Source organism: Aeromonas sp. Y293-4, from assembly GCF_027705905.1.
GTDB lineage: Bacteria > Pseudomonadota > Gammaproteobacteria > Enterobacterales > Aeromonadaceae > Aeromonas > Aeromonas veronii.
In genome coordinates this window covers 192,540-219,513 of sequence record NZ_JAPDCI010000006.1, presented here as the reverse complement: position 1 = coordinate 219,513, position 26,974 = coordinate 192,540, and the positions used below count along the sequence as shown (strand labels likewise).

Sequence of the window (26,974 nt, the reverse complement as noted above, 5' to 3'; positions counted from 1 at the left end):
GTACGAACGGGCGAGGATGGCGGTTCACCGGCAGTAAAAAAGAGCGGGCTTGATGCCCGCTCCCTCGTTGACTGACTCAGGCCTCCAGCGCTTGATCCAGATCCGCCAGAATGTCCTCGATCGCCTCGATCCCGACCGACAGCCGGATCATCTCGGGTTTCACCCCGGCCTTGGCCTGCTCCTCCTCGCTCAGCTGGCGATGGGTGGTGGAGGCGGGGTGGCAGGCCAGCGACTTGGCATCGCCGATATTGACCAGCCGCTTGAAGATCTTCAGCGCATCGTAGAAGCGCACGCCCGCCTCGTAACCCTCTTTCAGGCCGAATGAGAGGATGGCCGAGGGGCGACCGGCCATGTACTTCTCCGCCAGCAGATAGTGGGGATGACCCGGCAGACCGGCGTAGCTGACCCAGGCCACCTTGGGGTGATGCTTGAGGTGGTTGGCGACCCGCAGAGCGTTATCCACGTGGCGCTCCATGCGCAGGCTTAGGGTCTCCAGTCCTTGCAGCAGCAGGAAGGCGTTCATCGGCGCCAGCGCCGCGCCGGTATTGCGCAGCGGCACTGTGCGCACTCGCCCGATAAAGGCGGCCGGGCCAAAGGCCTCGGTGTAGACCACCCCGTGGTAGGAGGGTTCGGGTTTGGTCAGCTGCGGGAAGCGCTCGGCGTGATCCGCCCAGGGGAACTTGCCCGAGTCGACGATGACGCCACCCAGCGAGTTGCCGTGGCCGCCGACATATTTGGTCAGGCTGTGGACGACGATGTCAGCGCCATGTTCGATGGGTTTGCACAGCACCGGGGTGGCGACCGTGTTGTCGACGATAAGCGGCACGCCACGGGCGTGGGCGGCCTTGGCCAGCGCGGCCAGATCGACGATGTTGCCCGCCGGGTTGCCGATGCTCTCGCAGTAGACCGCCTTGGTCTTGTCATCGATAAGGGCGGCGATGGCTTCGGCGCTGTCATCCTTGGCGAAGCGTACCTCGACCCCGAAACTCGGCAGCATGTGGGCGAACAGGGTGTAGGTGCCGCCATAGAGCTGGGGCGTGGAAACAATGTTGTCACCTGCGGCGGTCAGCGCCTGAATGGCGTAGGTGATGGCGGCGGAACCTGCCGAGACCACCAGCGCGGCGATCCCCCCTTCCAGCGCAGCCATCCGCTGCTCCAGCACATCGTTGGTGGGGTTCATGATGCGGGTGTAGATGTTGCCCGGCACCGCCAGATTGAACAGATCCGCCCCGTGCTGGGCGCTCTCGAACTCGTAGGCCACCGTCTGGTAGATGGGCACGGCGACCGCTTTGGTGGTGGGGTCGCTGGAAAAGCCGTGGTGCAGGGCCAGGGTCGCATCTTTCATCACACACTCCTTGTTGGATGTTGCTTGTCGCAGTTATAGATGGATAGACGTCCAATCTATCAGGCCCGTGGCCGATGTAAACAGCAAGATCCGGCAAAGCAATGTCGCCCGCAGGGGATGCGCCTCCCGAGTGGCTGGCACGGCTCGCACTCAGAGGCGACGGCGATACTCCTTGTCATCGATCTGGTTCATATCCCACTGCATCAGGCGGTTGAGCTGCTGCATGGGATCCTCGATGAGCGGCAGCGGGCGCGGCAGGATCCGCTTGAAGTAACGGCGCAAGGTCTGCTGGATCCGGTTCGGTTTGAGGGGGTTGGCGTGGCTCATGATGGTGCTCCTCTACTGTGGTTCTCACGTTCATCAGCAGTATTGAGCTAAAATGCGGAAGTAAAAACTGATGACTTATAGCAACAGGATTTCCTCTTTTATGCCGACCGGTCGCCTTTACCAGCAATTTCAACGACTCGCCCAGCTGCTTGGCAGCGACGAACGGGAGATCAGCCTCGCCGAGGTGGCGGATCTGCTCTGCTGCACCCCGCGCAACGCCCGCCTGCTGCTGCGGCGGATGCAGGATCAGGGCTGGCTCAGCTGGTCGGCAGAAGCGGGGCGGGGGCGGCGCTCCCGGCTCACCCTGCTCGACAGTCAGGAGAGCCTGACCCGGCGCCGCTTACGGGATCTGCTCAGCCAGGGCCAGCTGGCGCAGGCGGTACGGCTGGCCGCAGATCGCCTCGATCTGCTCACCCCGCTGTTGATCGAACAGCTCGGTCAGGCTACCCGCGAGGGGCGCCAGATCCTGCGGGTGCCCTACTACCGGCCGTTGCCACAGTTGCTGCCCACCGGCCCGATGCGCCGCTCCGAAATCCACCTGAGCCGCCAGATCTTCAACGGCCTCACCCGGCGAAATGAGGAAAATGGGGAAATCGAAGGGGATCTGGCCCACCACTGGGAGTGTCTGGGCCCCTGTCACTGGCGCTTCTATCTGCGCCCGGCGGTGCGCTTTCACCACGGCCGCGAGCTGGTGGTGGAGGATGTGATGGAGAGCCTGCTGGCCCTGCGGGATCGCCCGCTGTTTTCCCATCTGATTCGGCTGGAGAGCCCCTGGCCGCGCACGCTGGATCTCTATCTCGACAGTCCGGATCCCTGGCTGCCCCACCTGCTGGCGGAGCCGGTGGCGACCATTTTGCCGCGGGAGCTCAAGGGGGAGGCGGGCTTTGCCCTGCAACCGGTGGGTACTGGCCCCTACCGGGTGGCCGCCAACGATCCCCTGCATCTTTGCCTTGCGGCGTTTGACGACTACTTCGGCCTGCGCGCCCTGCTCGACGAGATCGATATCTGGATGCTGCCGGAGCTGGCGGAACGGCTGGAGACCCACCTGCAGCTGGGGCGCGACAGCCCTGAGCTCGGCACCATGCGTGGCGAGTCGGAGCTGGAGTCGGGCTGCTACTTCCTGCTGCAGGACGATCGTTCCGGATCCTTGCAGGATCCCGCCCTGCGCCAGTGGCTGGGCCAACTGCTCAATCCGGTAGCCCTGATGGGACGGGTCGCCCTCGAGTTGCAACGGGGCTGGACCAGCGCCCTCGGCCTGCTGCCCCACTGGCGCGAAGCGCTGCCCGCGCCCTTGCCCACACCGGCGCAGTTGCCGACGACCTTGGTGCTCGCCTGCTTCAACCAGCATCTGGAATTCAACGAGTGCGCCAACGCCATGAGCAGCCTGCTGGCCGAACAGGGGATCCGGCTGGAGGTGCGCACCCTCGATTACGGTCGCTGGGTGAGCGGCGAGGATGAGGATGTGGATCTCTGGCTCGGCACCCTCAACCTCGAACATGCCGGCCCCTTTGCCCCCTACGCCTGGTTGCAGGGGACCCCGTTGCTGCGCAAGGTGTGGAGCAGTCAGCATGAGTTGTGGCAAGGGTTGATGCAGTGGCGGGCCAGTGGTGAGGAGCCCGGCCCCCGCGCCCTGCTGGCAAGGGTGCAGCAGCAGAGCTGGTTTGTGCCGCTGTTTCACCACTGGCTGGAGCTGGAGAGCCGGGTCGGCGTGCATGGGGTGCGGATGACGGCGCTCGGCTGGTTCGATTTTCGCAGCGCCTGGTTGCGGCCCGAGCCGCCCCATCAGCCCGCAGAGGCGCCATAGTTCGTCCAATTTCTGTCGCGGCTGACGGGCGTTCCGTGGCCGCTTGCGTGAAAGATCCGTAAATCGGCCGCTGCTGCACAGTTTGTGTCACGCCTCTGTGCCATGCTGTTTCAGGTTATGGACAGCAGAGCAAATGAGGAAAACGATGAGCAATAATTCAGACAGTTCCGCAGGAAAATGCCCGGTCATGCACGGGGGAACCACCTCCGTCGAGACGTCCAGAATGGAGTGGTGGCCGAAGAGCCTCAACCTCGACATTCTTCACCAACACGATACCAAGACCAATCCGCTGGGGGCCGGTTTCAACTATCGGCAAGCCTTGAAGGGGCTCGATATGGCGGCCCTCAAGCAGGATGTTACCGCCCTGATGACCGACAGTCAGGAGTGGTGGCCCGCCGACTGGGGCCACTACGGCGGCCTGATGATCCGCATGGCCTGGCACTCGGCCGGGACTTACCGCATCGCCGATGGTCGCGGCGGTGGTGGCAGTGGCAACCAGCGTTTTGCCCCCCTCAACTCCTGGCCGGATAACGCCAACCTCGACAAGGCCCGTCGCCTGCTGTGGCCCATCAAGAAGAAGTACGGCAACAAGATCAGCTGGGCCGATCTGATCATTCTGGCGGGCACCGTGGCCTATGAGTCCATGGGGCTCAAGACCTTCGGCTTCGCCTTTGGCCGCGAGGATATCTGGCACCCGGAGAAGGATATCTACTGGGGATCGGAGAAGGAATGGCTGGCGCCCAGCGGCAAGCCGGGTGGTCGTTACTCCGGCGAGCGGGATCTGGAAAACCCGCTGGCGGCGGTGATGATGGGGCTTATCTACGTCAACCCGGAAGGGGTGGATGGCCAGCCCGATCCCCTGAAAACCGCGCAGGATATGCGAGTCACCTTCGCCCGCATGGCGATGGATGACGAAGAGACGGTGGCGCTGACCGCCGGTGGCCACACCGTCGGCAAGGCTCACGGCAACGGCAACGCCAAGCAGCTCGGCCCCGAGCCGGAAGGGGCCAGCCTCGAGGAGCAGGGGCTGGGCTGGATCAATCACCACAGCCGCGGCATCGGCCGCAACACTGTGACCAGCGGCATCGAGGGGGCCTGGACCACCCACCCGACCCAATGGGACAACGGCTACTTCGATCTGCTGTTCAAGTACGACTGGTGGTTGCAAAAATCACCGGCGGGGGCCCATCAGTGGGAACCGATCAATATCGCCGAAGAGGATATGCCGGTAGATGTGGAGGACCCCTCGATCCGCTGCAAACCCATGATGACGGATGCCGACATGGCGCTCAAATTCGACCCCGAGTATCGCAAGATTGCCGAGCGCTTCCGCGATGATCCGGCGGCCTTCTCCAACGCCTTTGCCCGCGCCTGGTTCAAGCTGACCCACAGGGATATGGGGCCGAAGAGCCGCTATGTCGGCCCCTATGTGCCGACAGAAGATCTGATCTGGCAGGATCCGGTGCCTGCCGGACGTGCCGATTATGACGTGGCGGCGGTGAAGGCCAGGATTGCCGCTAGCGGCCTCTCCATCAGCGAGCGGGTGAGTACCGCCTGGGACAGTGCCCGTACCTTCCGAGGCTCCGACAAGCGGGGCGGAGCCAACGGTGCCCGCATCCGGCTGGCGCCGCAGAAGGATTGGCCGGGCAACGAACCGGCGAGGCTGGCGAAGGTGCTGGCGGTCTATGACAAGCTGGCGGCCGAGTGTGGCGTCAGCGTCGCGGATCTCATCGTGCTGGGGGGCAACCTCGCCATCGAGCAGGCTGCGCAGGCCGCTGGGGTGACGGTGAGCGTGCCGTTTGCGCCGGGCCGGGGGGACGCCACTCAGGCCCAGACCGATGTGGCCTCGTTCGAGGTGCTGGAGCCGTTGGCCGACGGCTTCCGCAACTGGCTCAAGCAGGACTATGTGGTGACGGCGGAGGAGCTGCTGCTGGATCGCGCTCAGCTGATGGGGCTCACGGCCTGTGAAATGACGGCGCTGGTCGGCGGGATGCGGGTACTCGGTACCAACCACGGCGGTACCGGGCACGGGGTCTTTACCGACCGGGTTGGGGTGCTCAGCAACGACTTCTTCGTCAACCTGACCGACATGGACTACCAGTGGCTGCCGAAAGCGAGCAATCTCTACGAGATCCGCGATCGCCGCAGCGGCGCCCTGAAGTGGACGGCCACCCGGGTGGATCTGGTGTTCGGATCCAACTCGGTGCTGCGCGCCTATGCCGAGGTCTATGCCCAGGATGACAACAAGGAGAAGTTTGTCTGTGACTTCATCACCGCCTGGAACAAGGTGATGAATGCGGATCGCTTCGATCTGCTCGGCTAGTCCCCAAGCCGTTTGGTTATCTGCACCAGCCCCGCACAGCCGAGATGTGCGGGGCTTTTTACTGCCCGCTTTTCTGTGCAGCCCTACAATCCGCCGCGCTGCGACACCCGCTGGCCGGTCGCGCAGGGCCGCTGGCATCCCTGTCCTTGGCCCAGCAGTATCATGTAACATGCTGATCCGCTGGTGATGCTCGGCGGCCACCCATTGGCCACTGATGTCCCATGAACGGACAAGGACAGACACAAAGAGACAAGGAGTCAACCCATGCTGGAAATGCAGATCCAACCCCGCTTTCAGGAGACGGATGCCCTCGGCCATATCAACAATACGGTGCCGGCGGTCTGGTTTGAATCGGCGCGGGATCCCCTGTTCCGGATCTTCTCCCCCGATCTGGATGTGCATAACTGGCAGCTGATCATCGCGGGCTATACGGTGCAGTTCAAACGGGAGCTGTTCTACGGCCAGCCGGTCACCATCAAGACTGGCGTGCGCCGCATCGGCACCAGTTCCTTTACGGTCTGGCAGGAGGCCTGGCAGGGCGGCGAACTGGCCGTCACCGCCGAAACGACCCTGATCCATTTTGACTACCGGGCCCGCCAGTCCCTGCCCCTGAGTGATGCCCACCGGGAAGGGCTGCGGGCCTGGCTGACAGAGAGTTAACCACGGGCCGGATGGCCCATCACAGGAGTGCTATGTACAACTCAATGCGCAACACAGCGATCGCGCTGACCCTGGGATTCTGCTCCCTCCCTTCTCTGGCCGCTTCTCTCGCCGAGCAGTTTACCCTGATGGAGAAGGGGGCCGAGAGCGCCCTCGATACCCGTCAATTCAGCCATGACGGCGTCGATATCAAGGCCTGGATCGATGGTGCCCCCGTCATCATCGCCGTGCCCATCATGAACGAGCTGGGCAAGCTGGAAGGGGAGAGCCGCTACTACTTCAAGGGCGGCAAGCTGTTCGGGGTCAAAGAGCCCGCCGCCCAGTTCGCATTTGACGACAGCGGCAAGCTGACCCAGTGGCTGGATGAGAAGGGCCAGCCCGCCGAGTTCGTCAGCAAAATGAGCATGCAGCAGCGTCAGGAGTGGCTCACCAAGCGGGCTGCCGAGCTGAGCAAGCTGTTTGTGGTGAGCGCGGCCGAGCAGAAGGCGGCCAAGGGTGGCGTCAAGCTGAAGGGGGCGGATCTCGCTCACTGGCTCTGCAACGGCAAACTGATGGATCTCGCCCATGGCGACAAGGTGATCTTCGAGCAGGATAAGCTGAAGATTGGCGAGCAGGGGATCGAGGGGGAGGTCTCCCTGCGTCAGGATAAGGGGTGGCAGGAGTTGAGCCTCAAGTGCGAGGTGCAGGGCACTCAGGTGACCCGCCTCACCTGGCAATCTTTACCGGCAACCAACAAGCCGCAATAAGTGCACCACAGCAAGGGGCCCATCGTGGGCCCCTTGTCATTGGCTCATTGTTCCCCCAGCTTGAGCCGGGTGAGCGCCTCGACCCGGCGCCACTGTCCGGGTTCGAACCAGCGGGCCAGCAGCTCCTGTTGCTGTTCGGCCCGGGCCTCGTTCGGCAGTTGCCTGAGTTCGGCCAGAAAGCCGCTGAGCTGCTCCTCGAACCCTTGCCGGTTCTGCTCCAGCTGGCGCATCCGATCCACCGCTTCCGGCCCCCCCGTCTCCAGCAGCAGAGCCTCCCGTTTGGCCGGGTCCATCTGCGCCAGCCCTTGTAACTCCTCAAGCAGACGGCTGTTGGCCTCCGCCTCGCGAAACCAGCCCGGTTGCTCCACCAGCCAGAGATCCAGCTCGCTGGCCAGCTGCGACTTGTCGCTGTCTCTTGCCTCCGCCAGCGCCCTGCGGCGCAGGGTCAGCTGCTCCATCAGCCGATCCTCGGCAAACAGCTGGGCCTGCTCCGCCGGGGTAAAGCTCTGCTGGCGCAGCTGCTCCCGCTCGTCAAACAGGATCTGCAGGCTGGCGAGGGAGATCTCGGTGGGCACCGTCAGGCTGCTCTGGGCGGAGACAAAGGTGCGATAGCGCGCCTGCAGGGCATCGGCGGCCTCCTGCTCGGGATCGTGCGGGTGGCTCTGTGCATGCTGATTGGTTTGAGCCTGTGATGAGTCTGCCGTCGGTGCTGTGGGCCAGAGCAACACCCCGCCAAGCAGCAGGGTGATGGCGCAGGGTACGACGAGCAGGGTGGCTATCTTCATAGTCCCAGCTCCTTGAGACGGTTGGCATGCTGGCGATAGAGGGTGACCGGATCGGTCTCGAACAGATGGTGGATGCCGAAGGACTGGTTCACTTCGTCCAGATGGTTCATCCGGTAGCCGGTGCCGATCACCTTGCCGAGGTGACTGCTGCAGACTCCGACCAGTCCGTCATTGGGCTCCTTGAAGAAGGCGCCGGTCAGCGCCAGCGCAGGATCCACCGGATCCAGCAGATTGGTCAGGTTGCCGCGCCCGCTCCAGGAGAAGTAGTAGACGCCGTTGCTGGCCTGCATCGGCCCCTCGCCGCAATAGCGGCTGGGCAGCCCCTCCGGGTAGCGCTGGTTGAACTGGCTGGCCCCCTTGCTAGTGAGGGCATCGAGGGCGGCGACCGGATCTTGCGGCAGCTGGCTCCCGCCCGAGAGCAGCGAAATCATGTCGGAGAGGGCGTGGGCTGCGGCGGCCGCCAGCTTCTCGGCGGCCGAGCCGGGGGCGGCATTGGCCCGCACCAGATCGGCAATCTCGGAGCCGTAGTTGACCCCGCCGACGCTGGTGGCGGAGGCGACCAGCTCGGGGGCGACCGAAGCGACATAGCGGATGGTCGGGCCGCCATGGGAGTGGCCGATCAGGTTGACCTTCTCGGCGCCGGTGGCGGCCAGCAGCAGTTCAATCTGGGCGAGCAACTGCTCCCCCCGCTGCTCGGAGCTGGCGGTAGCAGATACCTGAGCCACGTAGACCTTGGCGCCATCGCGGCTCAGGGCTTGCGGAATGCCGTAGAAGTAATCGACCCCGAGCAGCTTGTCGAAGCCGAACAGGCCGTGCACCAGCACTATGGGGTAGCGGGTCTGGGTGTATCCGCTGGCGTGTGCCAGCATGGGCAGGGTGCAGAGCAGCACCAGAAGCCATCTCTTCATCATCAGCATCCTTGTTGATTCGTGAGGAACAGATTGTGTGGCGTACTCCATGTTCGCCGGTGCCAGTATGGTGGCTGCTGACGGGAGAGGCTGTGAGGGGGATCGCAACTCGGGAGTCAAAAGGGATTCAGGGGGCGGGCAGGGAGGCTGTGCTCCCCGCCCTGCGGCTTATTGCCACGCCACCAAGTGATACTGCTTTTTGCCCCGGCGCAGCAGCAGGTAGCGGCCAAACAGCCGATCAGTGGCACTCAGCTGATCATCTTGCTTGAGCACACCATTGAGGCTGATAGCGCCCGCCGCCAGCAGCTCGCGGGCGATGCGTTTGGAGTTCGCCAGACCGCAGCTGACCAGCAGGCTGACCAGATCCGTCTCGCCGCTGACGGTGCTGCACGGCATGCCATCCTGCGCCAGCTGGGCCAGATCGCTCTCGCCGAGGCGGGCCACATCGCCGCTAAACAGCAGCTCGCTGATGCGCTGCACCGCCGCCAGCGCCGCCTTGCCGTGTACCAGCTCGGTCAGCTCGTTCGCCAACACCTGCTGGGCCTGCTTTCGCCCCTGCCGCTTGGTATCTTCCGCCTCCAGTGCATCAATCTCGCTCAGCGACATAAAGCTGTAGTAGCGCAGGAAGCGGTAGACATCCTCATCCGCGGTGCCGAGCCAGAACTGGTAGAAAGCGTAAGGGGAGGTGAGCGCCGGATCGAGCCAGACCGCGCCCCCTTCGGTTTTGCCGAACTTGGTGCCGTCTGCCTTGGTGATAAGGGGCAGGGTCATGCCGTGTACCTGCGCCTGATGGAGGCGACGGGTGAGATCCATGCCGCTGGTGATATTGCCCCACTGGTCATTGCCGCCAATCTGCAGGGTGCAACCGAGCCGCTGGTGCAGCACCGCAAAGTCGTAGGATTGCAGCAGAGCGTAGGAGAACTCGGTGAACGAGATGCCCTGATCCGGGCGAGCCAGCCGCTGACGCACCGATTCCCGCGCCAGCATGGCGTTGACCGAGAAGTGCTTGCCGATATCCCGCAGAAAATCGAGGGCGGACATCTGCCCCATCCAGTCGCCATTGTTGACCAGTTGCGGGGCCGACAGGCCCTCATCGGCGGGCAGCAGCGCCCTGATTTGGGCCGACAGGCTGGCGACCCAACCCTGCACGGTATCGGCACTGTTGAGGCTGCGCTCGGTCGCCTTGAAGCTGGGATCGCCAATAAGGCCGGTTGCCCCGCCCACCAGTGCCACCGGGGTGTGGCCCGCCAGCTGGAAGCGGCGCAGCATCAAGAGCGGCACCAGATGACCGATATGCAGGCTGCCGGCGGTGGGATCGAACCCGCAATAGACTGTGCGCGGGGTGGCAAGATGATCGGCCAGGGCCGCCGGGTCGGAATTCTGGGCCACAAGGCCGCGCTCGGTCAGCTCATCGAGCAGGTGGGGGTTGATCATGAGTGCTCCAACAACAGGGGAAAAGCCGTCATCCTCGCCGTTCTGGCCGGTGGCGGATATGTCCCCTGAGGGACAGTTTTGCCACTCTCGTGCTAGCATTCAGCCATAGCGGGGAATCGCTCCCCGTCACTGGAAACGTGCCACCATGACCCAGCCATTCACCACAGATGCCTTGACCCGCAGCATGACCGGGGTGGTCGATGCCCTGCACAGCAGCGCCTTTCCGGCGGCGCTGGTGCGGCTGATCCAGCAACAGGTGGCGTTTGATTGCGCCCTGCTGCTCGGGGTGGGGCAGCGCCCCGTCTACCTCTACGACAACCTCAATCATCAGCGGGCTCTGTTGTTTGACCGCTACCTCACCAGCCACTTCAGTCAGGATCCCTTTATGCAGGCGCTGGAGCAGGGCTTGCCTGCCGGCGTCTGGACCCTGGCGCAGGTCTCCCAAGGGCGGCTCGATCCCGAATATCGCCACCACTTCTATCAGGCCACCGGCTGGCAGGAGGAGGTGGGGCTGATCCTGCCGGTGTGGGACGGACTGACGCTGATGCTGTTTCTGGGGCGCCTCGACAAGCGCAGTACCCTCAGTCGTAACGAGCTGGCGAGGCTGGAGCAGCTGTTCCCGCTGGTACATTCGCTCTGTCGTCAGCAGTGGCAGCAGAGCCGGCCGCTGCTGGCCCAGAGCACTGCGCTGCCCGACAGCGCCAGCCTCAAGAGCGCGGTGGAGCTGGCGATGGCGAGTGTCGGGGGGGATCGGCTTACCCGGCGCGAGCGGCAGGTGGCGGAGTTGCTGCTGCAGGGATTGGATACCGAGGCGATTGCCGCGGAGCTCGGGATTGGCAGCGGCACGGTGAAGAATCACCGCAAGCATCTCTATGGCAAGCTGCGGCTCGGCTCGCGGGCCGAGCTGTTCAATCTCTTTCTGAACCACCTCATTACGGCGCCGCTGGAGGCATCCCCCGTTTCATCGATGGGAGATACAACGAGCCCGCCATAGGGCGGGCCGGGGTTACTCGAGGCGCGGGATGGGGGGATTGGTTTCGGGCAGGATACTGAGCAACTGGTAGCGCTTCACCAGCTGCTTGTATTCATCCCCCTGTCTGACCTTGTCCAGCGCCTGTTGCAGGCGGGCAACCTGCTGCTTGTCTGCCCTCAGGTTGAAGGCGAAGCAGTTGTCCTGCTCTTCAAGAATCGCGACGGTGACAAAATCCTCGCTGGGGAAACCCAGCTCCTTGGCCTGATGGCGCAACATCACCTCGTTGCCCGCCACCAGATCGGTGCGCGCCATGATGAGCTGGCGCACCACCTGCTCCATGCGCTCTACCGACATCATATTGCCAGGGCTGATCCCGCGGTTGAGTAGCAACTGCTCCCCGACATCTGCCTGCATCACGCCGATCTGCAGCTTGGCGAGATCCGCTTTGCTGGCCACTTTGGGGGCATCCTGCTTGCGGCCGACCAGCGCGACCCTGGAGTGGCTGATGGGGCAGACCCAGAGGAAGTGGGGATCCCGCTCCTTGGTGTGCGCCGTGGTAAAGAGCACGGCCTCTTGCTGCTGGGTCAGCAGATACCAGCCGCGGGCCCAGGGCAGAAAGTGGATGGGTTGCTCCGGCTCTCCCATTTCACGCCACATCAGGCGCAGCAACTCGACTGCCAACCCCACAGGCTGACCATTTTTATCCTGGCCATTGAGCGGCATGTTCTGTTCCGAATAGTAGATAAGTGCCGGAGCCGGGAGCGCGATAAACAGGGCGAGAGAAGCGAGAGCAGGGAGCAGACGACGCATGATGCACTCCTTGTGCGGGTAGTTACCTAACAGTCTATGTGGCCTTTTCCATAACGTCATGATCCGGTAGCGGGATAAAAAACAGGCCACCTTGCGGTGGCCTGTCGGTTTATTTGAGCAGGGCTTCCATCTCTGCCTCTGCCTTGGCGCGAGCCTTGGCCTCCGCCGCTCTGGCGGCATCGGCGACGCTCTCTCCGGCCGTATGAGAGGCTGCACTGACAGCCTGTTTGGCTGGAGCGGCAACAGCCTTGGTTGCCTCTTGCGTCGCGGTTGCAGCGGCACTGCTGACGGCTTGCTTGGCAGGAACGGCAACAGCCTTGGTGGCTTCTTGGGTCGCGGTCGCAGCGGCGCTGCTGACGGCCTGTTTGGCAGGAACGGCAACGGCCTTGGTGGCTTCTTGCGTCACGGTGGCAGCAGTGCTGCTGACGGCTTGCTTGGCTGGATCGGCAACGGCCTTGGTGGCTTCTTGCGTCGCGGTGGCAGCGGCACTGCTGACAGCTTGTTTGGCAGGAGCGGCAACAGCCTTGGTGGCCTCTTGCGTCACGGTCGCAGCGGCACTGCTGACAGCTTGTTTGGCAGGAGCGGCAACGGCCTTGGTTGCCTCTTGCGTCACGGTCGCAGCGGCGCTGCTGACGGCTTGCTGGGCAGGAGCGGCAACGGCCTTGGTGGCTTCTTGCGTCGCGGTCGCAGCGGCGCTACTGACGGCTTGCTTGGCAGGAACGGCAACGGCCTTGGTAGCTTCTTGCGCCGCGGTCGCAGTGGCGCTGCTGACAGCCTGTTTGGCAGGGGTGACAACGGCCTTGGTGGCCTCTTGCGTCACGGTGGCGGCTGCGCCGCTGATAGCCTGGCTGGCGCTGTTGGTCAGCGAGCCGGTGACGCCGCGGGTCACTGTGCCCAGCGCGCTGCCAAGGGAGAAGGGGGAGGCGCCACTCTGACTGGTCGCTGCGCCGGTCAGGGCATTGGCCGCCGGGGTAAGCTGGCTGGTGGGGGTCTGCCAGCCCTGCATGGCGGTTGGCCACGTCGGTGCCGTGCCCGCCAGATTTTCGCCGAAGGTCAGGGTGGTGCCATCCCCTTTTTGCAGCAATACCGACATCTGGTTGGTTTGCGAGTTCCACACCATCCCCGCCTGCTTGGCTATATCCGGCACCGGTGCATACTCGGAGACCACATAGAAAAGCGGCCCCTCCTGCTGTAACTTGTCGGCAGTCTTGAGCAACTGCATGGTGCTGTCGTAGTTGGGGCCAAGGATGGCGGTCATCCGATCCTTGATCAGGGGTTGTTCGAACAGATTGACCTCGTTCGGGTCAAAGCCGACCAGCGGCTTGAGCAGGGCCCACATCAGCTGGCTGGTGGGGCTCATCATCAGCAATGGGGCAACGCAGGCGGACAACATCAGGCTCAGGCAGGCCGCCTGAAGCAACGGCATGATACGCATTGGGATAATATCCAAATAACGACTTGATAAATAAGGTTATATTTTGTCAGGACGTGACAAATTCACCGGAAGTTTGCGCGTGGCAGCGAGAGACTGCCCGCAGGCGCTGGCAGGCTACCATATTGGTTCCACAATGCCAGCAGGCAGTATGATTGTCAGTCAAGTAAACCACGGGGCTGGTCGACTCTTCTAGAGTGCCTCCCATCGCAACAGGATCCCCCTCATGAAAAATGTACTGCTCTGCCTGCTGGCCTCCCTCTGGCTCACCCCCGCTCTGGCTGCGTCCAAAACCACTGTGGTGGGCGAGTTTGCCAGTCCCGAGCTGGTGTTGCCGCTGGGCTCATTGCCCGAGCGGGTTTGCTGGTTTGCGGATCAGAAATATTCCGAAGGGGCCCGCATTCTGCAGGGAGATATCTGGCTGGAGTGCGGCCCGCAGAACGACCTCGAGAGCAATGGCCCACTGGCCTGGCGTTCTCCTGTGGTGGTGTTGCCTGCCACCCGTGGTGCGAAAAACCAGAAGACGATTTCCATGGGTCAGTGAGGCTTTTCTTGATCCAGCTAAAGACATGGACGTGATCCCTGTCGCATAATGCAGCTCCTTTCTTCTCTTGGCTGGAACCTAAGAAATGGCTCGTCGCTCTTCCAATGCACAACGTCGTCGCAGTAGCTGGTGGTACAAACGCTTGTTGGCAAGGGAGCGGGAAGAGCGCGAAGCTCGTTCCGTAAGGGATTGATACTGCATTGAAAAACGGAGCCTCGGGCTCCGTTTTCTATTTCTCACCGTCAATATCACGAGAACGGGGGCCATCAGGCCCCCGTTTTGTTTTTGCTGATGTTGCCTGCTTGCGGCTTAGCGCTGCAGGGCGGCCAGTGCCAGTTCGACCCGTTTGGCGTACTCGGGGTCGGCCTGTTCGAAGTGTTTGAGCTGGGCCGCGACGATGGCGTCATCCTCCACATTGATAAGGGAGCGGGCCAGGTTGGCGGCGAGCCGCGAACGCTGTCCCTCGTCCATGATGCGGAACAGGTTGCCCGGCTGGCTGTAGTAGTCGCTGTCGTAGTCATGGAAGTCGTAGTGCAGGGCGGCCCCTTCCAGACTCAGCGCCGGTTCGTGCTGTTCGCTCGGCTGCTGGGTACCGAAACGGTTCGGCTGATAGTTGGGGCTGGCGCCGCCATTGCTGTCTGCCCGCATGGCACCGTCACGATGGGCACCGTGATGGAACGGGCAGCGCGGGGCGTTGACCGGCAGCAGACCGTGGTTGACGCCAAGGCGATAGCGCTGGGTGTCCCCGTAGGAGAAGAGCCGCCCTTGCAACATGCGATCCGGCGAGAAGCCGATACCGGGCACCACGTTGGCTGGGGTAAAGGCGGCCTGCTCCACATGGGCGAAGTAGTTGTCCGGGTTCTGGTTGAGCTCCAGCACGCCCACCGGGATCAGCGGGTAGTCGCTGTGCGGCCACACCTTGGTCAGGTCGAACGGGTGGATGTTGTAAGTCTGGGCTTCGGCCTCCGGCATCACCTGCACATAGACCTTCCAGCGCGGGAAGTCGCCCCGCTCGATGGCGTTGAACAGGTCCGCCTGACTGGTCTCCCGATCCTGCCCGACGGCGGTGGCGGCTTCTTCATCGGTGTAGAAGCTGTGGCCCTGCTCGGTCTTGAAGTGGAACTTGACCCAGAAACGCTCGTTGGCCTCGTTGATAAAGCTGAAGGTGTGGCTGCCGTAGCCATTCATCTCCCGCAAGCTCTTGGGGATGCCGCGATCGCTGAACAGTATGGTGACCTGATGCAGGGATTCCGGATGGCGTGACCAAAAGTCCCAAGCGGCAGTGGCGCTGCGCAGGTTGGTGCGCGGATCCCGCTTCTGGGTGTGGATGAAGTCAGGGAATTTCAGCGGATCGCGGATGAAAAAGACTGGGGTGTTGTTACCCACCAGATCCCAGTTGCCCTGCTCGGTATAGAACTTGAGGGCGAAGCCGCGCACATCGCGTTCGGCATCGGCGGCGCCCTTCTCACCGGCTACGGTGGAGAAGCGCAGGAATACAGGTGTCTGCTTGCCGATTGCGCTGAACAGATCGGCCTTGCTGAACTGGCTGATGTCGTGGGTCACGGTAAAGGTGCCGTAGGCGCCCGAGCCCTTAGCGTGAACCACCCGCTCGGGAATGCGCTCGCGGTCGAAGTGGGCGAGTTTCTCCATCAACCAGATATCCTGCATCAGGATGGGGCCGCGCGGACCGGCGGTGAGGCTGTTGTTGTTGTCGACGACGGGGGCGCCGTTGGCGCTGTGCAGGGTCTTGTCAGTCATGGCTTCTCTCCTTGTTGATATGGGGTCAGCCTACGGATCTGCGCCGTGCTCGGCCAATGGGCCTTTCCTCGCCCTTTGATAGGCAAGACAAATGGGTGCAGGTGGGGGATGTGTAACCGCGCCGGATATTGCATGATGGTGGCTTCGAGAAGGAGCCTCATATGCAGATTACTATCCGTCATGCCGAACCCGCTGATGCCCCCGCCTTGCGGGATCTTTACGCCATGCCCAATGCTCAGGCGGGCACTTTGCACCTGCCCACACCTCCCCTTAGCCAGTGGCAGAAGCGGTTGGAGAGCGACAGCGTGGTGGCACTGGTCGCCGACGTTGACGGCCTGCTGGTAGGCCAGCTATCGCTTCTGGTTGAGCCCAATCCGAGACGCAAGCATGTGGCCGGTATCGGCATGGGAGTGCGGGATGACTGGGCTGGCAAGGGGGTTGGCTCTGCCCTGATGGCCGCGGCGCTGGATCTGGCCGATAACTGGCTCAACCTGCATCGGATTGAGCTGACCGTCTATACCGACAATGAGGCCGCACAGGCGCTCTATCGCAAGTTCGGTTTTACCGAGGAGGGGCGAGCCCGTGACTATGCCTTCCGCCAGGGACGCTATGTGGATGTGTTCTATATGGCCAGAGTCGCGGGGGGCGCCAGTCGCTAACGGTATGGTCGATTATCAGGCCAGATTGCGCCCGGTGATCCGGGCGCTGGAGCAGAATCCCGATCTCTCCATTGAAACGCTGGCAAGCAGTGCCTGCTTGTCTTTCTACCATTTTCACCGGGTGTTTACGGCTGTGGCGGGGGAGACGCCCGGGGAGATGTGTCGTCGTCTGCGCATCCAGCGGGCTGCTTGGCAGCTCTGCTATACCGATGCCAGTGTCACGGCCATTGCGTTGGGGGCGGGGCTCGCCAGCTCCCAGGCGTTTGCCAAGGTATTTCGCCGTTACTATGGTTGCACGCCGGGAGAGTTTCGCCGCGACAAGAGCAAGAATGGACACTTGATGAGCAAGGATGGACACGCACTTGTGCAGCCTAATCCTTATGCTGAGGGTCACTCATCAGCACGGAGCAATACCATGAAAACCATCGAGATGGACGCCCGCACTCTGGCCTATATGCGTGTCACCGGCCCCTATGGCGAGGGGTATGACCCCGTCTGCAGCCAGCTGCATCAGTGGGCCAGCGCCCGCGGTCTGGAAGGTGGGGAGTGGATCTTCATCTATCACGATAACCCCGAGGTGACTCCGCCAGCCCAGTGTCGCACTGACATCGGGGTGACGGTGCCTGCGGGGACGGTGGGGATGGGTGCGGTCGAGATCCAGATTATTCCCGCCGGTCGTTACGCCCAGTCCCGTTATCTTATTACCGACCGCAGTCAGTATGGCCCTCGTTGGCAGGAGCATATCGGCGACATCGTTGCTGCCGGGCTGGAGTTTGGCAATGGTCCCTGCTTCGAGCTTTATCACAGCATGAGCGATGATCCTGTGCAGGACGATGTCAGCTTTTGCTCCAGCCTCAAGGGGTAGGACGCAGCAAGACGGAAGGGATGGTACAGAACGTCGCGCAGAAACGAGAGAGCCGGACAGTGTCCGGCTCTTTTGCATCTGGCGGATAGGGCGGCGGTTAGCGCTGGAACCCCTTCTGGGCGAACTTGGGACGGGCGTTCATGATCTGCTCCACCTGCTCGTCGCTCATCTTGCCGCGCGACAGCCCCAGCACCTTGTAGGTGAGCAGCGGTCGGGCGGGCAGGGCGATCATCAGGGCGCGGATCTGGTTCTCGTCATCCTTCTCCCGGGTCGGCTTGCCGTAGGCGTAGGTGAGGACGCCGGCATCCATCAGGTTTTTGACGGCGGGCTCGGTGATCGGCAAGTTTATGACGCTTTTACGCTGCAGCACGAACTCGCGCAGCACCGCCTTCTCGTTGAAGTCGAGGAAGCCGATCATCTGGGCCAGCTGGTCCTGCTGACGGCGCGCCTGCCACTCTTCGCATGCCCACTCCCAGGCGATCAGGAAGCCCTGACTGCAGAAGTAGGAGATGGCGATCAGCATGCCGACCCCCAGCCAGGCCGCATGATCCGCAGCCCACTGGCTGACGGCCCCTTTCATCAGCCCGGCCGGAAACAGCAGAATGATGCTGCAGCAGAGCAACAACCAGACCATCAGCCAATTGAGGCGGTTCAGTTGATAGAAATGTTGGATCCACCGTTTCATTGTTCATCCTTCCCAAACTGTTGTGGATAGTGAACTACCTACAGCAATCGGTGTGCCAACAGCGAAATGGCGGTGGGGAGGGGAGGCTGGCGAGGTTACATTCCCTTACAACTTATTGAATGAGTTGTCATTAATTTGCCTTGTGAGGCGGCGGTCGAGTTGGTAAAACGTCCCTTCAGTCATTGGGGAGTAGCAACCCGCCCGCATTCCGGGCCGGGCCCATGTCAACACTCTTGGATCCTCGTATCCATGGCATGGGCGGCGATAGGCACTATCGCTCTGCAAGACCTTTGGCCTCGATATGCACGCCAGCCGGGCGAGCCATATCGGGTCCATCGGTTATTCTGCTCGCCTGGCGGTATCTATTATGTTGATTACCCTGCTGTTATTTCTCGTCTCTGCGGTCACCATCTACCTTGCCTGCGAATACTTCGTCAACGGCATCGAGTGGACCGGCCACCACTTCAAACTCTCCCAAAGCGCCACCGGTTCGCTGCTGGCGGCACTGGGTACGGCCCTGCCCGAATGCATCGTCACCCTCACCGCCCTGCTGATGGGCAACACGACCGCCCAGCAGGAGATCGGCATCGGTGCCGCCCTCGGCGGGCCGCTGGTGCTGGCTACCATCGGCTACGCGGCGGTCGGCCTCACCCTGCTGCTTTGCATGGGGCGTACCGAACGGGCCATCGATGGCGAGGTGCAGCGCGAGATTGGCCGGGATCAGCGCTGGTTTATGGCGATCTTTCTGGTGGCAACCGCGCTGGGGCTGGTCGCTTTCACCGGCAAGAGCTGGCTGGCCCCGCTCTTCCTGCTGGTCTACCTCGTCTATGTAAGGCGCGAGCTGAAACAGGCTGACAGCCACGAAGTCGAATTGCCGGAGCCCCTCAAGCTGGCCCCAGATGCCGGGATCCCACCCCTTGGCAAGGTGTTGCTGCAGACACTGGCTGCACTGGTGGTGGTGGCGCTGGCGGCTCAGCTGTTTGTTCATCAGCTGGAGAGCATGGGCGAGCTGTTTGGCCTCTCGCCGGTACTGGCGGCCCTGCTGCTGAGTCCGGTGGCGACCGAGATGCCGGAGCTGATGAACGTGCTGATCTGGGTGCGACAGGGCAAGAATCGGCTGGCGCTGGCCAATATCTCCGGGGCCATGATGATCCAGGGCACTATCCCCAAGGCCTTCTGTCTGCTCTTTACCCCCTGGTTGCTGGATGGCGCCATGATGGCCTCCTCGCTGGTGACGCTGCTGGCAGTGGGCTTGCTCTGGTGGGGGTTCAGAAAGGGGGTCATGACCGCCTGGCGGTTGGCGCTGGTTGGTCTGCTCTATCTCGGTTTCTGCGGCTGGCTGCTGGTGAGCTGAAACGGGAGGCGCGGATATGAAAAAGCCCCCTTGAGTCAGGGGGCTTTGCTGTCGCGGTTGGTCGCGGCGCTTACAGCGCGGCGATTTCGGCCTGCTGGGCTTCCAGCTTGGTCAGCTGGAGACGGTAATCTTCCAGCTTCTCGCGTTCTTTGGCGATGACCGCTTCCGGTGCTTTGGCGACGAAGGCTTCGTTGCCGAGTTTGCCTTCGATACGGCCGCACTCGCCCACCAGACGGGCAACCTCTTTGGCCAGACGGGCCAGTTCGGCATCCTTGTCGATGATACCGGCCATCGGGATCATCAGCTCGGTGGCACCGATCAGCTTCTTCACTGACAGCGGGGCGGTTTCACCGTCCGCCAGAACGCGGATGGACTCCAGACGGGCCAGCGACTTGAGGAAGGCCTCGTTGTCAGCGGCGCGCCGGGCATCCTTGGCATCGCACTGGAGCAGCACGTTGAGGGGCACGCTCGGCGCCACGTTCATCTCGGCGCGGATGTTGCGGATGCTGACGATGAACTCCTTCACCCACTCCTGATCCGCCATCGCGGCTTCGTCCACCTTGGCGGCATCGAACTCCGGGAAGGCCTGAATCATGATGGTGTCGGCGTGTACGCCAGCCAGCGGGGCGACCGATTTCCAGATGGTCTCGGTGATGAACGGGATGATCGGGTGCGCCAGACGCAGCAGGGTTTCGAGCACAGTCACGAGGGTGTGGCGGGCAGCGCGCTGCTCGGCCTCGGAACCCTTGGTCAGTACCGGCTTGGTCAGCTCCAGATACCAGTCACAGAACTGGTTCCAGATAAATTCGTACAGCACGCCAGCCGCGATGTCGAAGCGGTAGGTATCGAGGGCGGTACGGAAGTCACGGATGGCCACTTGCAGCTGAGACTGGATCCAGCGATCCGCCAGACTGAACTGCATCTCGCCGCCGTTGAAGCCGCAATCCTGATCTTCGGTGTTCATCAGCACATAGCGGGAGGCGTTCCACAGCTTGTTGCAGAAGTTGTTGTAGCCGTCCAGGCGCTTCATGTCCCAGTTGATGTCACGACCGGTAGAGGCCAGCGCGGCCAGAGTGAAGCGCAGGGCGTCGGTACCGTGGGCATCGATCCCTTCCGGGAATTGCTTGGCGGTACGCTTGGCGATCTTCTCGGCCATCTGCGGCTGCATCATGTTGCCTGTGCGCTTCTCCAGCAGGTCTTCCAGCGAGATACCGTCGATCATGTCGAGCGGGTCCAGCACGTTGCCCTTGGACTTGGACATCTTCTGGCCCTCTTCGTCACGGATAAGACCGGTGATGTAGACGGTCTTGAACGGGACTTGCGGCTGGCCGTTTTCGTCCTTGATGAAGTGCATGGTCATCATGATCATCCGGGCAATCCAGAAGAAGATGATGTCGAAGCCGCTCATCAGCACGTCGGTCGGGTGGAAGGTCTTGAGTGCCTCGGTGTTGTTCGGCCAGCCCAGAGTGGAGAAGGTCCACAGGGCGGAGCTGAACCAGGTGTCGAGCACGTCTTCGTCCTGACGCAGTACGGTTACGGCCGGGATGCTGTGCTTGGCGCGCACTTCGTCTTCGCTGCGGCCAACGTAGACGTTGCCGGCGTCGTCATACCATGCCGGGATGCGGTGACCCCACCACAGCTGACGGGAGACGCACCAGTCCTGAATGTCGCGCATCCAGGAGAAGTACATGTTTTCGTACTGTTTCGGCACGAACTGGATGCGGCCATCTTCCACCGCCTCGATGGCGGTCTTGGCCATCGGCGCCACGCGCACGTACCACTGGTCGGTCAGCATCGGCTCGATGGGCACGCCACCGCGATCGCCGTAAGGCTGTTGCAGCACGTGATCCTTGATCTCGTCCAGCAGACCCAGCTCTTCAAGCTTGGCCAGAATCGCTTTACGGGCGGCGAAGCGCTCCAGACCGGCGAACTCGGCCGGCAGGGCGGCGTCGTAGGCAGTGCTCGGGTTGCCGTTGGTGTCGACAACTTCGGCCTCGGCACGCACGTGGGCGTCCAGCGTGAAGATGTTGATCATCGGCAGGCTGTGGCGCTTGCCCACTTCGTTATCGTTGAAGTCGTGGGCAGGGGTGATCTTCACGCAACCGGTGCCCTTCTCCATGTCGGCGTGTTCGTCGGCGACGATGGGGATCAGACGGTTCACCAGCGGTAGCAGGATGTGCTGGCCGATCAGTGCCTTGTAGCGCGGATCTTCCGGGTTCACGGCCACGGCGGTATCGCCCAGCATGGTCTCCGGACGGGTGGTGGCGACGATCAGGTAATCCTTGCCTTCGGCGGTCTTGGCGCCGTTGGCCAGCGGGTAGCGCAGGTGCCACATGTGGCCCTTGATCTCGCGGTTCTCCACTTCCAGATCGGAGATGGCGGTGTTGAGTTTCGGATCCCAGTTCACCAGACGCTTGCCTCGGTACATCAGGCCATCTTCGTAAAGACGAACGAACACTTCCTGCACGGCGGCGGAGAGACCCTCATCCATGGTAAAGCGCTCGCGCTCCCAATCCACGGAGTCGCCCAGACGGCGCATCTGACGGGTGATGGTGCCACCGGACTCTTCCTTCCACTGCCAAATCTTGTCGATGAAGGCATCACGGCCGTAATCGTGGCGAGTCTTGCCCTCTTCTGCGGCGATCTTGCGCTCAACCACCATCTGGGTGGCGATACCGGCGTGGTCGGTACCTGCCTGCCACAGGGTGTTTTTGCCCTGCATGCGGTTGTAGCGGATCAGGGTATCCATCAGGGTTTGCTGGAAGGCGTGACCCATGTGCAGGCTGCCGGTGACGTTCGGCGGCGGGATCATGATGCAGAAGGAGTCTTTGCTGGTGTCGCCGTGGGGCTTGAAGTAACCCTGGGCTTCCCAGTGCTGATAGAGCGCCTGTTCGATGGCGTTGTGATTAAAAGTCTTTTCCATGGTCTCGCCGTAATCTGGATGGATGGAGTCTGGTGTTGATTCTTTATGGATCAATTGGTTGCAGTCAGGGCTGCGCCGGATCCGGTGCGGCAAGGACGGGCTGCTCCCTCATTTCGAGGGTATGGCCTGCCTGGCGATAGTGCTTGTAGCGCTCGCGGGCTTGCTGCTTTTGTGTTTCGTCAGTGGGGACAAAATCTACCACTTGAGCGAAGTGTCCTGCAAACAAAGGTGTCGCAGTGGCCAGATTGATGAGGCGGGCGTAGCGCCGTTTCGGTGGCTGATAGCCGATCTCCACCGGGGCCATGCCGCTTTCGCCTTGCAGCTGGTGCGGCACGAAGCGCTCCGGCGGCAGCTGCCACAACAGTTCGTCGAGGCGCAGGGCCTGGGCCTCGTCGTTGCAGAGCAGGTAGATATGGCCCGCCCCCCACGACTCGGCCGCAAGAGTGCAGGCCAGTCGCTCGACCGCAGAGGCCTGCGCGTCATCCTGTTCGCTCATCAGGTAAAAGGTCACTTGGCTCATCAGGTTGATCCCGTTTTGCGGTGACGGACTGTTGACCGCCTCATGAGGCTGACGGGGCGTTTCCCGTCCGCAGCTCACTGATTCAAGAATGAAACAAGGAAGAGGCGGGCCTCTTCCTTGTGGTTCAGGGTAACGCCAACCCTTCCGATGCAGCCATCGGCAGGGGCCGGAGAGTTACTCTTTCTCTTCGATATCCACGCCAGCCCGGTTCAGCAGGAACTGGGTCAGCAGGGGCACCGGACGACCGGTGGAGCCTTTATCCTTGCCACTCTTCCAGGCGGTCCCGGCGATATCCAGGTGGGCCCAGTTGTACTTCTTGGTGAAGCGTGACAGGAAGGCGGCTGCGGTGATGGTGCCGGCCGGACGACCGCCGATGTTGGCCATGTCGGCGAACGGGCTGTCGATCTGCTCCTGATACTCGTCAAACAGCGGCAGACGCCAGGCGCGATCACCCGCCTGCTCGGAGGCGTTGAGCAGCTCGTGGGCCAGCGGGTTGTGGTTGGCCAGCAGACCCGAGGTGTGGTGACCCAGCGCGATGACGCAGGCACCGGTCAGGGTCGCCACGTCGATCACGGTTTCCGGATCGAAGCGGTCCACATAGGTCAGCGCATCACACAGCACCAGACGACCTTCCGCATCGGTGTTGAGCACTTCGATGGTCTGGCCGGACATGGAGGTGAGGATGTCACCCGGACGATAGGCGTTGCCACCCGGCATGTTCTCGCAGCCAGCCAGTACACCGATGACGTTGATCGGCAGTTGCAGCTGGGCCAGCGCATGCATGGTACCGAGCACGGAGGCGGCGCCACCCATGTCGTACTTCATCTCGTCCATGCCGTCGGCCGGTTTGATGGAGATGCCGCCGGAGTCAAAGGTCAGTCCCTTGCCGACCAGCACGATGGGCTTGGCATCCGGATGACCCTTGTATTCGATGATGGCCATCATGGCTTCGTTGTCGGAGCCGCGAGCCACCGCCAGATAGGAGTTCATGCCGAGTTCGGCCATCTCCTGCTCGCCCACCACCTTGGTGGTGATGTTGTCGTAGGCATCGGCCAGACGACGGGCCTGGGAGGCCAGATAGGCCGGGTTGCAGACATTGGGCGGCATGTTCGCCACGTCGCGACAGACCCGCACACCCTTGGCCACGGCCAGACCGTGAGCGATGGCTTTTTCACCAATGGTCAGTTCCCGACGCGTCGGCACGTTGAATACCAGCTTGCGCAGCGGGCGACGTGGCTCGGCCTTGTTGGTCTTGAACTGATCAAAGCTGTAGAGGCCCGCCTTGGTGGTTTCCACCGCCTGGCGCACCTTCCAATAGGTATCCCGCCCCTTGACGTGCAGCTCGGTGAGGAAGCAGACCGCTTCCATGGAGCCGGTTTCGTTCAGGGTGGTGATGGTCTTGTTGATGATCTGCTTGTACTGGCGTTCGTCGAGTTCCCGCTCCTTGCCGCATCCGACCAGCAGTACGCGCTCGCTGAGCACGCCCGGTACTTGATGCAGCAGCAGCATCTGGCCTGGTTTCCCTTCCAGGTCGCCACGGCGCAGCAGCGAACTGATATAGCCATCGCTGATCTTGTCCAGTTGTTCGGCAACCGGAGAGAGGCGACGAGGCTCAAATACGCCGACTACGACGCAGGCGCTCCGTTGCTTCTCTGGACTGCCACTCTTTACACTGAACTCCATGGAATCTCCTACATCCTAAAGACAAAAGGCACCTTTTATTGAATAATGCGGTGCTTGTTGGGGTATCAGAGGCGGAGCGAACAGCCACAGGCTCCGCAGTTCAAACTGGTAAAAATCCAATATACGGCCCTATTTTTCAGGCATTCGACTAAAAACACAAGTTTACTTGGGAATGACTGTGATCGTTTTCCGATATTTGTTCAGGGAAACCCTGAAAACCCAGCTGGCAGTGTTATTCGTATTGCTGCTTATCTTTGTCAGCCAACAATTTATCAAGATCATCGGTGACGCCGCCGATGGCCAGGTGCCGACACGTCTGGTCTCTACCCTGCTGCTGCTCAACTTGCCCAATATGGCGCTGTTGATGCTGCCAATCAGCCTGTTTTTGGCCATCTTGTTCGCTCACGGACGCCTCTATGCCGAAAGCGAGATGACGGTGATGCATGCGGTCGGTTTCAGCCACCGTTTCGTGATGCGCAGCGCCATGTTGCTGGCCTTGCTGACTGCCGCAGTCGCAGCGTTCAACACCGGCTGGATCGCTCCGCAGGCCAAGGAGCGCGAGTCGCAGGTGATCGACCAGTTCAAAGCCGATCCGGGTATCTCCTTCCTGCAGCCTGGCCGCTTTATGGAGCTCGACAAGGGGCGTCTGGTTGCCTATATCCAGGATTTGAACGACAACGGCTCAAAACTGCAAAAGATCTTCGTGCTGCAGCGGGCGGAGGGGAACAGTCCTCCCTCGGTGGTGGTGGCGACCGAAGGGGTGGTGACGGTCGATGAGAACGGTCTGCAGTGGCTGACCCTGATGGATGGCTCCCGCTACGAGGGGAACTTCTCCGGCAAGCAGTTCCAGATCTCCGATTTTCGCGAATATGGTCTGGTGATCCGCCAGCAAGAGATGGAGCGTTCCAACCGCAAGGCGGCGGCCAAGCCGACCATGGAACTGTTCGGTACCCAGGACAACGCCATGATGGCGGAATTGCAGTGGCGTATCTCGCTGCCCCTCTCCATTCCGGTGCTGACCCTGCTGGTGGTACCGCTGGCGCGGGTCAATCCCCGTCAGGGGCGCTACGCCAAGCTGCTGCCGGCCATCATGCTCTATCTCTCCTACTTCCTGCTGCTCAGCGCCGCCCGTTCGGCCATCGACAGCGGTCGGCTGCCCTACTGGCCGGGGATGTTCCTGGTGCCGCTCGGTTACCTGCTGTTTATCGGCCTGCCCCTCAATCTGCAGGGCACCAGCTGGTGGAACGGGGTGAAAGGGCGCTATTTCAACAGAAAATCAGCATGATGCTGCAACATAGGAACTTCTGCTGATGTTTGGCATTCTCGATAGATATATCGGTAGGGTCATCTTTATGTCGATCCTGCTGTGTGAAATCACGCTGGTTGGTCTGGCGGGGCTCATCAAATATGTGGAGCAGCTCAAGTCGGTCGGTGACGGCAACTACGACATGATCAACGCCCTCTACTATGTGCTGCTCTCCATGCCCAAGGAGGCGGTGCTCTTCTTCCCGCTGGCCGCGCTGCTGGGTGGCCTGATTGGCCTGGGTCAGCTGGCGACCAGCTCCGAGCTGGTGGTGATGCAGGCGGCGGGTCGCTCCAAGATCAGTATCGTGATGGCGGCGCTCAAGACGGCGATCCCGCTGATGATCATGGTGGGGTTGATGGGGGAATATGTGGCCCCCATCGCCAAGCGGATGGCAGATGACATCAAGGCAGGCGCGCTGTCCGAAGGTCGTCTGACGGTTTCCGCCTACGGGGTGTGGGCTCGCGATGGCAACAACTTCGTCAATATCAACGGGGTGCGTAACGATGGCGCCCTCACCGGCATCACCCTCTATCGCTTCACCCCCGAGCGCAAGCTGATCGACGTGGTGCAGGCGCAGGAGGGTGTGTTCGAGCGCCACCACTGGCTGCTCAAGCAGACCCTGGTTACCCGCTTCGACGATCCCGCGCAGATCCGCAGCGAACAGCACGACAAGATGGAGTGGAGCTCGGAGCTGACGCCCAAACAGCTGGGGGTGGTGAGTATCGACCCCGAGAACCTCTCGGTCTCCGGTCTGCTCGACTACATCGGCTATCTTGATGCCAACAAGCAGGATGCCGGTCGCTACAAGCTGGAGATGTGGCGCAAATTGCTGTCACCACTCTCGGTGGTGGCGATGATCCTGCTGGCCTCCTCCTTCATCTTCGGCCCGTTGCGTTCGGTGAGCATGGGGGCGCGGATGCTGATGGGGATCATGACCGGCTTTGCCGTCTATGTGAGTGATCGGGTGTTTGGCCCCATCAGTCTGGTCTATGCGGTACCGCCGATTCTGGCGGCTATCGCGCCCAGCCTGCTGTTTGGCGGTATCTCCTTCTACATCCTCAGCCGCAAGCAGTAATCCGCACGAGGTTATGAGGAAATGCAAAGAGGGCACCTGTTGGTGCCCTCTTTCG

At 62.0% G+C, this 26,974-nt stretch carries 23 protein-coding genes and 1 riboswitch; of the genes, 11 read left to right on the top strand and 12 right to left on the bottom strand.

Annotated elements, in window-relative coordinates:
* Positions 1-76: 76 nt before the first annotated feature.
* Together OKC31_RS09445 and OKC31_RS09440 are read right to left on the bottom strand one after the other, a co-directional pair.
* The gene (locus tag OKC31_RS09445; protein WP_236367767.1) at positions 77-1,345 is read right to left on the bottom strand and encodes an O-acetylhomoserine aminocarboxypropyltransferase/cysteine synthase family protein; all 1,269 of its coding nucleotides are present in this window, start codon (positions 1,343-1,345) and stop codon (positions 77-79) included.
* Between the two features lie 150 nt (positions 1,346-1,495).
* Complete coding sequence (locus tag OKC31_RS09440) at positions 1,496-1,672, bottom strand: hypothetical protein (RefSeq protein WP_005336463.1); 177 nt, start codon at positions 1,670-1,672, stop codon at positions 1,496-1,498.
* Positions 1,673-1,772: 100 nt separating this feature from the next.
* Here OKC31_RS09440 and sgrR point away from each other — a divergent pair, with 100 nt between their 5' ends.
* The 4 genes from sgrR to OKC31_RS09420 all read left to right on the top strand — a co-directional run bounded on the left by sgrR (position 1,773) and on the right by OKC31_RS09420 (position 7,205).
* Entirely contained in the window at positions 1,773-3,476 is a 1,704-nt protein-coding gene (gene sgrR, locus OKC31_RS09435; RefSeq protein ID WP_270656795.1) for an HTH-type transcriptional regulator SgrR, read from the top strand.
* A gap of 145 nt (positions 3,477-3,621) precedes the next feature.
* Positions 3,622-5,799, top strand: coding sequence for a catalase/peroxidase HPI (katG, locus tag OKC31_RS09430; protein ID WP_270656793.1), 2,178 nt, complete (start codon positions 3,622-3,624; stop codon positions 5,797-5,799).
* Positions 5,800-6,063: 264 nt separating this feature from the next.
* Complete coding sequence (locus OKC31_RS09425; protein WP_270656791.1) at positions 6,064-6,459, top strand: acyl-CoA thioesterase; 396 nt, start codon at positions 6,064-6,066, stop codon at positions 6,457-6,459.
* A gap of 44 nt (positions 6,460-6,503) precedes the next feature.
* Positions 6,504-7,205, top strand: a complete 702-nt coding sequence (locus OKC31_RS09420) for a hypothetical protein (RefSeq protein WP_270656807.1) — start codon at positions 6,504-6,506, stop codon at positions 7,203-7,205.
* A 44-nt stretch (positions 7,206-7,249) separates the two neighbouring features.
* On the opposite strand, the gene OKC31_RS09415 is transcribed toward OKC31_RS09420, so the two are convergent.
* From OKC31_RS09415 to tyrS, 3 genes are all read right to left on the bottom strand, one after another.
* The gene (locus OKC31_RS09415; protein WP_270656790.1) at positions 7,250-7,990 is read right to left on the bottom strand and encodes a lipase secretion chaperone; all 741 of its coding nucleotides are present in this window, start codon (positions 7,988-7,990) and stop codon (positions 7,250-7,252) included.
* On the bottom strand, positions 7,987-8,898 hold the full coding sequence (locus OKC31_RS09410; protein ID WP_270656806.1) for a triacylglycerol lipase: 912 nt from the start codon (positions 8,896-8,898) through the stop codon (positions 7,987-7,989). Before OKC31_RS09410 ends, OKC31_RS09415 begins: the two co-directional genes overlap by 4 nt.
* 168 nt (positions 8,899-9,066) lie before the next feature.
* Positions 9,067-10,332, bottom strand: coding sequence for a tyrosine--tRNA ligase (tyrS, locus tag OKC31_RS09405; protein ID WP_270656789.1), 1,266 nt, complete (start codon positions 10,330-10,332; stop codon positions 9,067-9,069).
* 145 nt (positions 10,333-10,477) lie between these two features.
* On the opposite strand from tyrS, the gene OKC31_RS09400 reads away from it, so the two are divergent.
* Entirely contained in the window at positions 10,478-11,326 is an 849-nt protein-coding gene (locus OKC31_RS09400; protein WP_270656787.1) for a helix-turn-helix domain-containing protein, read from the top strand.
* A gap of 12 nt (positions 11,327-11,338) precedes the next feature.
* Here the strand turns inward: OKC31_RS09400 and OKC31_RS09395 are convergent, their stop codons facing one another.
* Positions 11,339-12,115, bottom strand: a complete 777-nt coding sequence (locus tag OKC31_RS09395) for a substrate-binding periplasmic protein (protein ID WP_043821827.1) — start codon at positions 12,113-12,115, stop codon at positions 11,339-11,341.
* Between the two features lie 109 nt (positions 12,116-12,224).
* The gene (locus tag OKC31_RS09390) at positions 12,225-13,550 is read right to left on the bottom strand and encodes a hypothetical protein (RefSeq protein WP_247823608.1); all 1,326 of its coding nucleotides are present in this window, start codon (positions 13,548-13,550) and stop codon (positions 12,225-12,227) included.
* A 223-nt stretch (positions 13,551-13,773) separates the two neighbouring features.
* On the opposite strand from OKC31_RS09390, the gene OKC31_RS09385 reads away from it, so the two are divergent.
* Positions 13,774-14,091 carry a YnjH family protein gene (locus OKC31_RS09385; RefSeq protein ID WP_247823607.1) on the top strand — a complete coding sequence of 106 codons (318 nt, stop codon included), beginning with the start codon at positions 13,774-13,776 and terminating at the stop codon, positions 14,089-14,091.
* A 309-nt stretch (positions 14,092-14,400) separates the two neighbouring features.
* Here OKC31_RS09385 and OKC31_RS09380 read toward each other — a convergent pair whose 3' ends face one another.
* Entirely contained in the window at positions 14,401-15,849 is a 1,449-nt protein-coding gene (locus tag OKC31_RS09380; RefSeq protein WP_247823606.1) for a catalase, read from the bottom strand.
* Between the two features lie 161 nt (positions 15,850-16,010).
* On the opposite strand from OKC31_RS09380, the gene OKC31_RS09375 reads away from it, so the two are divergent.
* Both OKC31_RS09375 and OKC31_RS09370 read left to right on the top strand, forming a co-directional pair.
* Positions 16,011-16,508 (top strand): GNAT family N-acetyltransferase, encoded by a 498-nt coding sequence (locus OKC31_RS09375; protein ID WP_247823605.1) that lies wholly within the window; start codon positions 16,011-16,013, stop codon positions 16,506-16,508.
* 4 nt (positions 16,509-16,512) lie between these two features.
* A complete protein-coding gene (locus OKC31_RS09370) occupies positions 16,513-17,373 on the top strand; it encodes an AraC family transcriptional regulator (RefSeq protein ID WP_181269605.1) in 861 nt (286 codons plus the stop codon).
* A gap of 97 nt (positions 17,374-17,470) precedes the next feature.
* On the opposite strand, the gene OKC31_RS09365 is transcribed toward OKC31_RS09370, so the two are convergent.
* Complete coding sequence (locus OKC31_RS09365) at positions 17,471-18,058, bottom strand: superinfection exclusion B family protein (RefSeq protein WP_005336432.1); 588 nt, start codon at positions 18,056-18,058, stop codon at positions 17,471-17,473.
* A 172-nt stretch (positions 18,059-18,230) separates the two neighbouring features.
* A riboswitch (yybP-ykoY riboswitch) is annotated at positions 18,231-18,338 on the top strand.
* Between the two features lie 87 nt (positions 18,339-18,425).
* Here OKC31_RS09365 and OKC31_RS09360 point away from each other — a divergent pair.
* On the top strand, positions 18,426-19,412 hold the full coding sequence (locus OKC31_RS09360; protein WP_247823604.1) for a sodium:calcium antiporter: 987 nt from the start codon (positions 18,426-18,428) through the stop codon (positions 19,410-19,412).
* 70 nt (positions 19,413-19,482) lie between these two features.
* Here OKC31_RS09360 and OKC31_RS09355 read toward each other — a convergent pair whose 3' ends face one another.
* The 3 genes from OKC31_RS09355 to pepA all read right to left on the bottom strand — a co-directional run bounded on the left by OKC31_RS09355 (position 19,483) and on the right by pepA (position 24,538).
* Positions 19,483-22,335, bottom strand: coding sequence for a valine--tRNA ligase (locus OKC31_RS09355; RefSeq protein WP_247823603.1), 2,853 nt, complete (start codon positions 22,333-22,335; stop codon positions 19,483-19,485).
* 64 nt (positions 22,336-22,399) lie between these two features.
* Positions 22,400-22,855, bottom strand: coding sequence for a DNA polymerase III subunit chi (locus OKC31_RS09350; RefSeq protein WP_247823602.1), 456 nt, complete (start codon positions 22,853-22,855; stop codon positions 22,400-22,402).
* Positions 22,856-23,029: 174 nt separating this feature from the next.
* Positions 23,030-24,538 carry a leucyl aminopeptidase gene (gene pepA, locus OKC31_RS09345; protein WP_005336423.1) on the bottom strand — a complete coding sequence of 503 codons (1,509 nt, stop codon included), beginning with the start codon at positions 24,536-24,538 and terminating at the stop codon, positions 23,030-23,032.
* A 172-nt stretch (positions 24,539-24,710) separates the two neighbouring features.
* Here pepA and lptF point away from each other — a divergent pair, with 172 nt between their 5' ends.
* Together lptF and lptG are read left to right on the top strand one after the other, a co-directional pair.
* Positions 24,711-25,823: an LPS export ABC transporter permease LptF gene (gene lptF, locus OKC31_RS09340; protein WP_040068778.1), complete on the top strand. Its 1,113-nt coding sequence runs from the start codon at positions 24,711-24,713 to the stop codon at positions 25,821-25,823.
* A 25-nt stretch (positions 25,824-25,848) separates the two neighbouring features.
* Positions 25,849-26,919: an LPS export ABC transporter permease LptG gene (gene lptG / locus OKC31_RS09335; RefSeq protein ID WP_103251070.1), complete on the top strand. Its 1,071-nt coding sequence runs from the start codon at positions 25,849-25,851 to the stop codon at positions 26,917-26,919.
* Positions 26,920-26,974 lie beyond the last annotated feature (55 nt).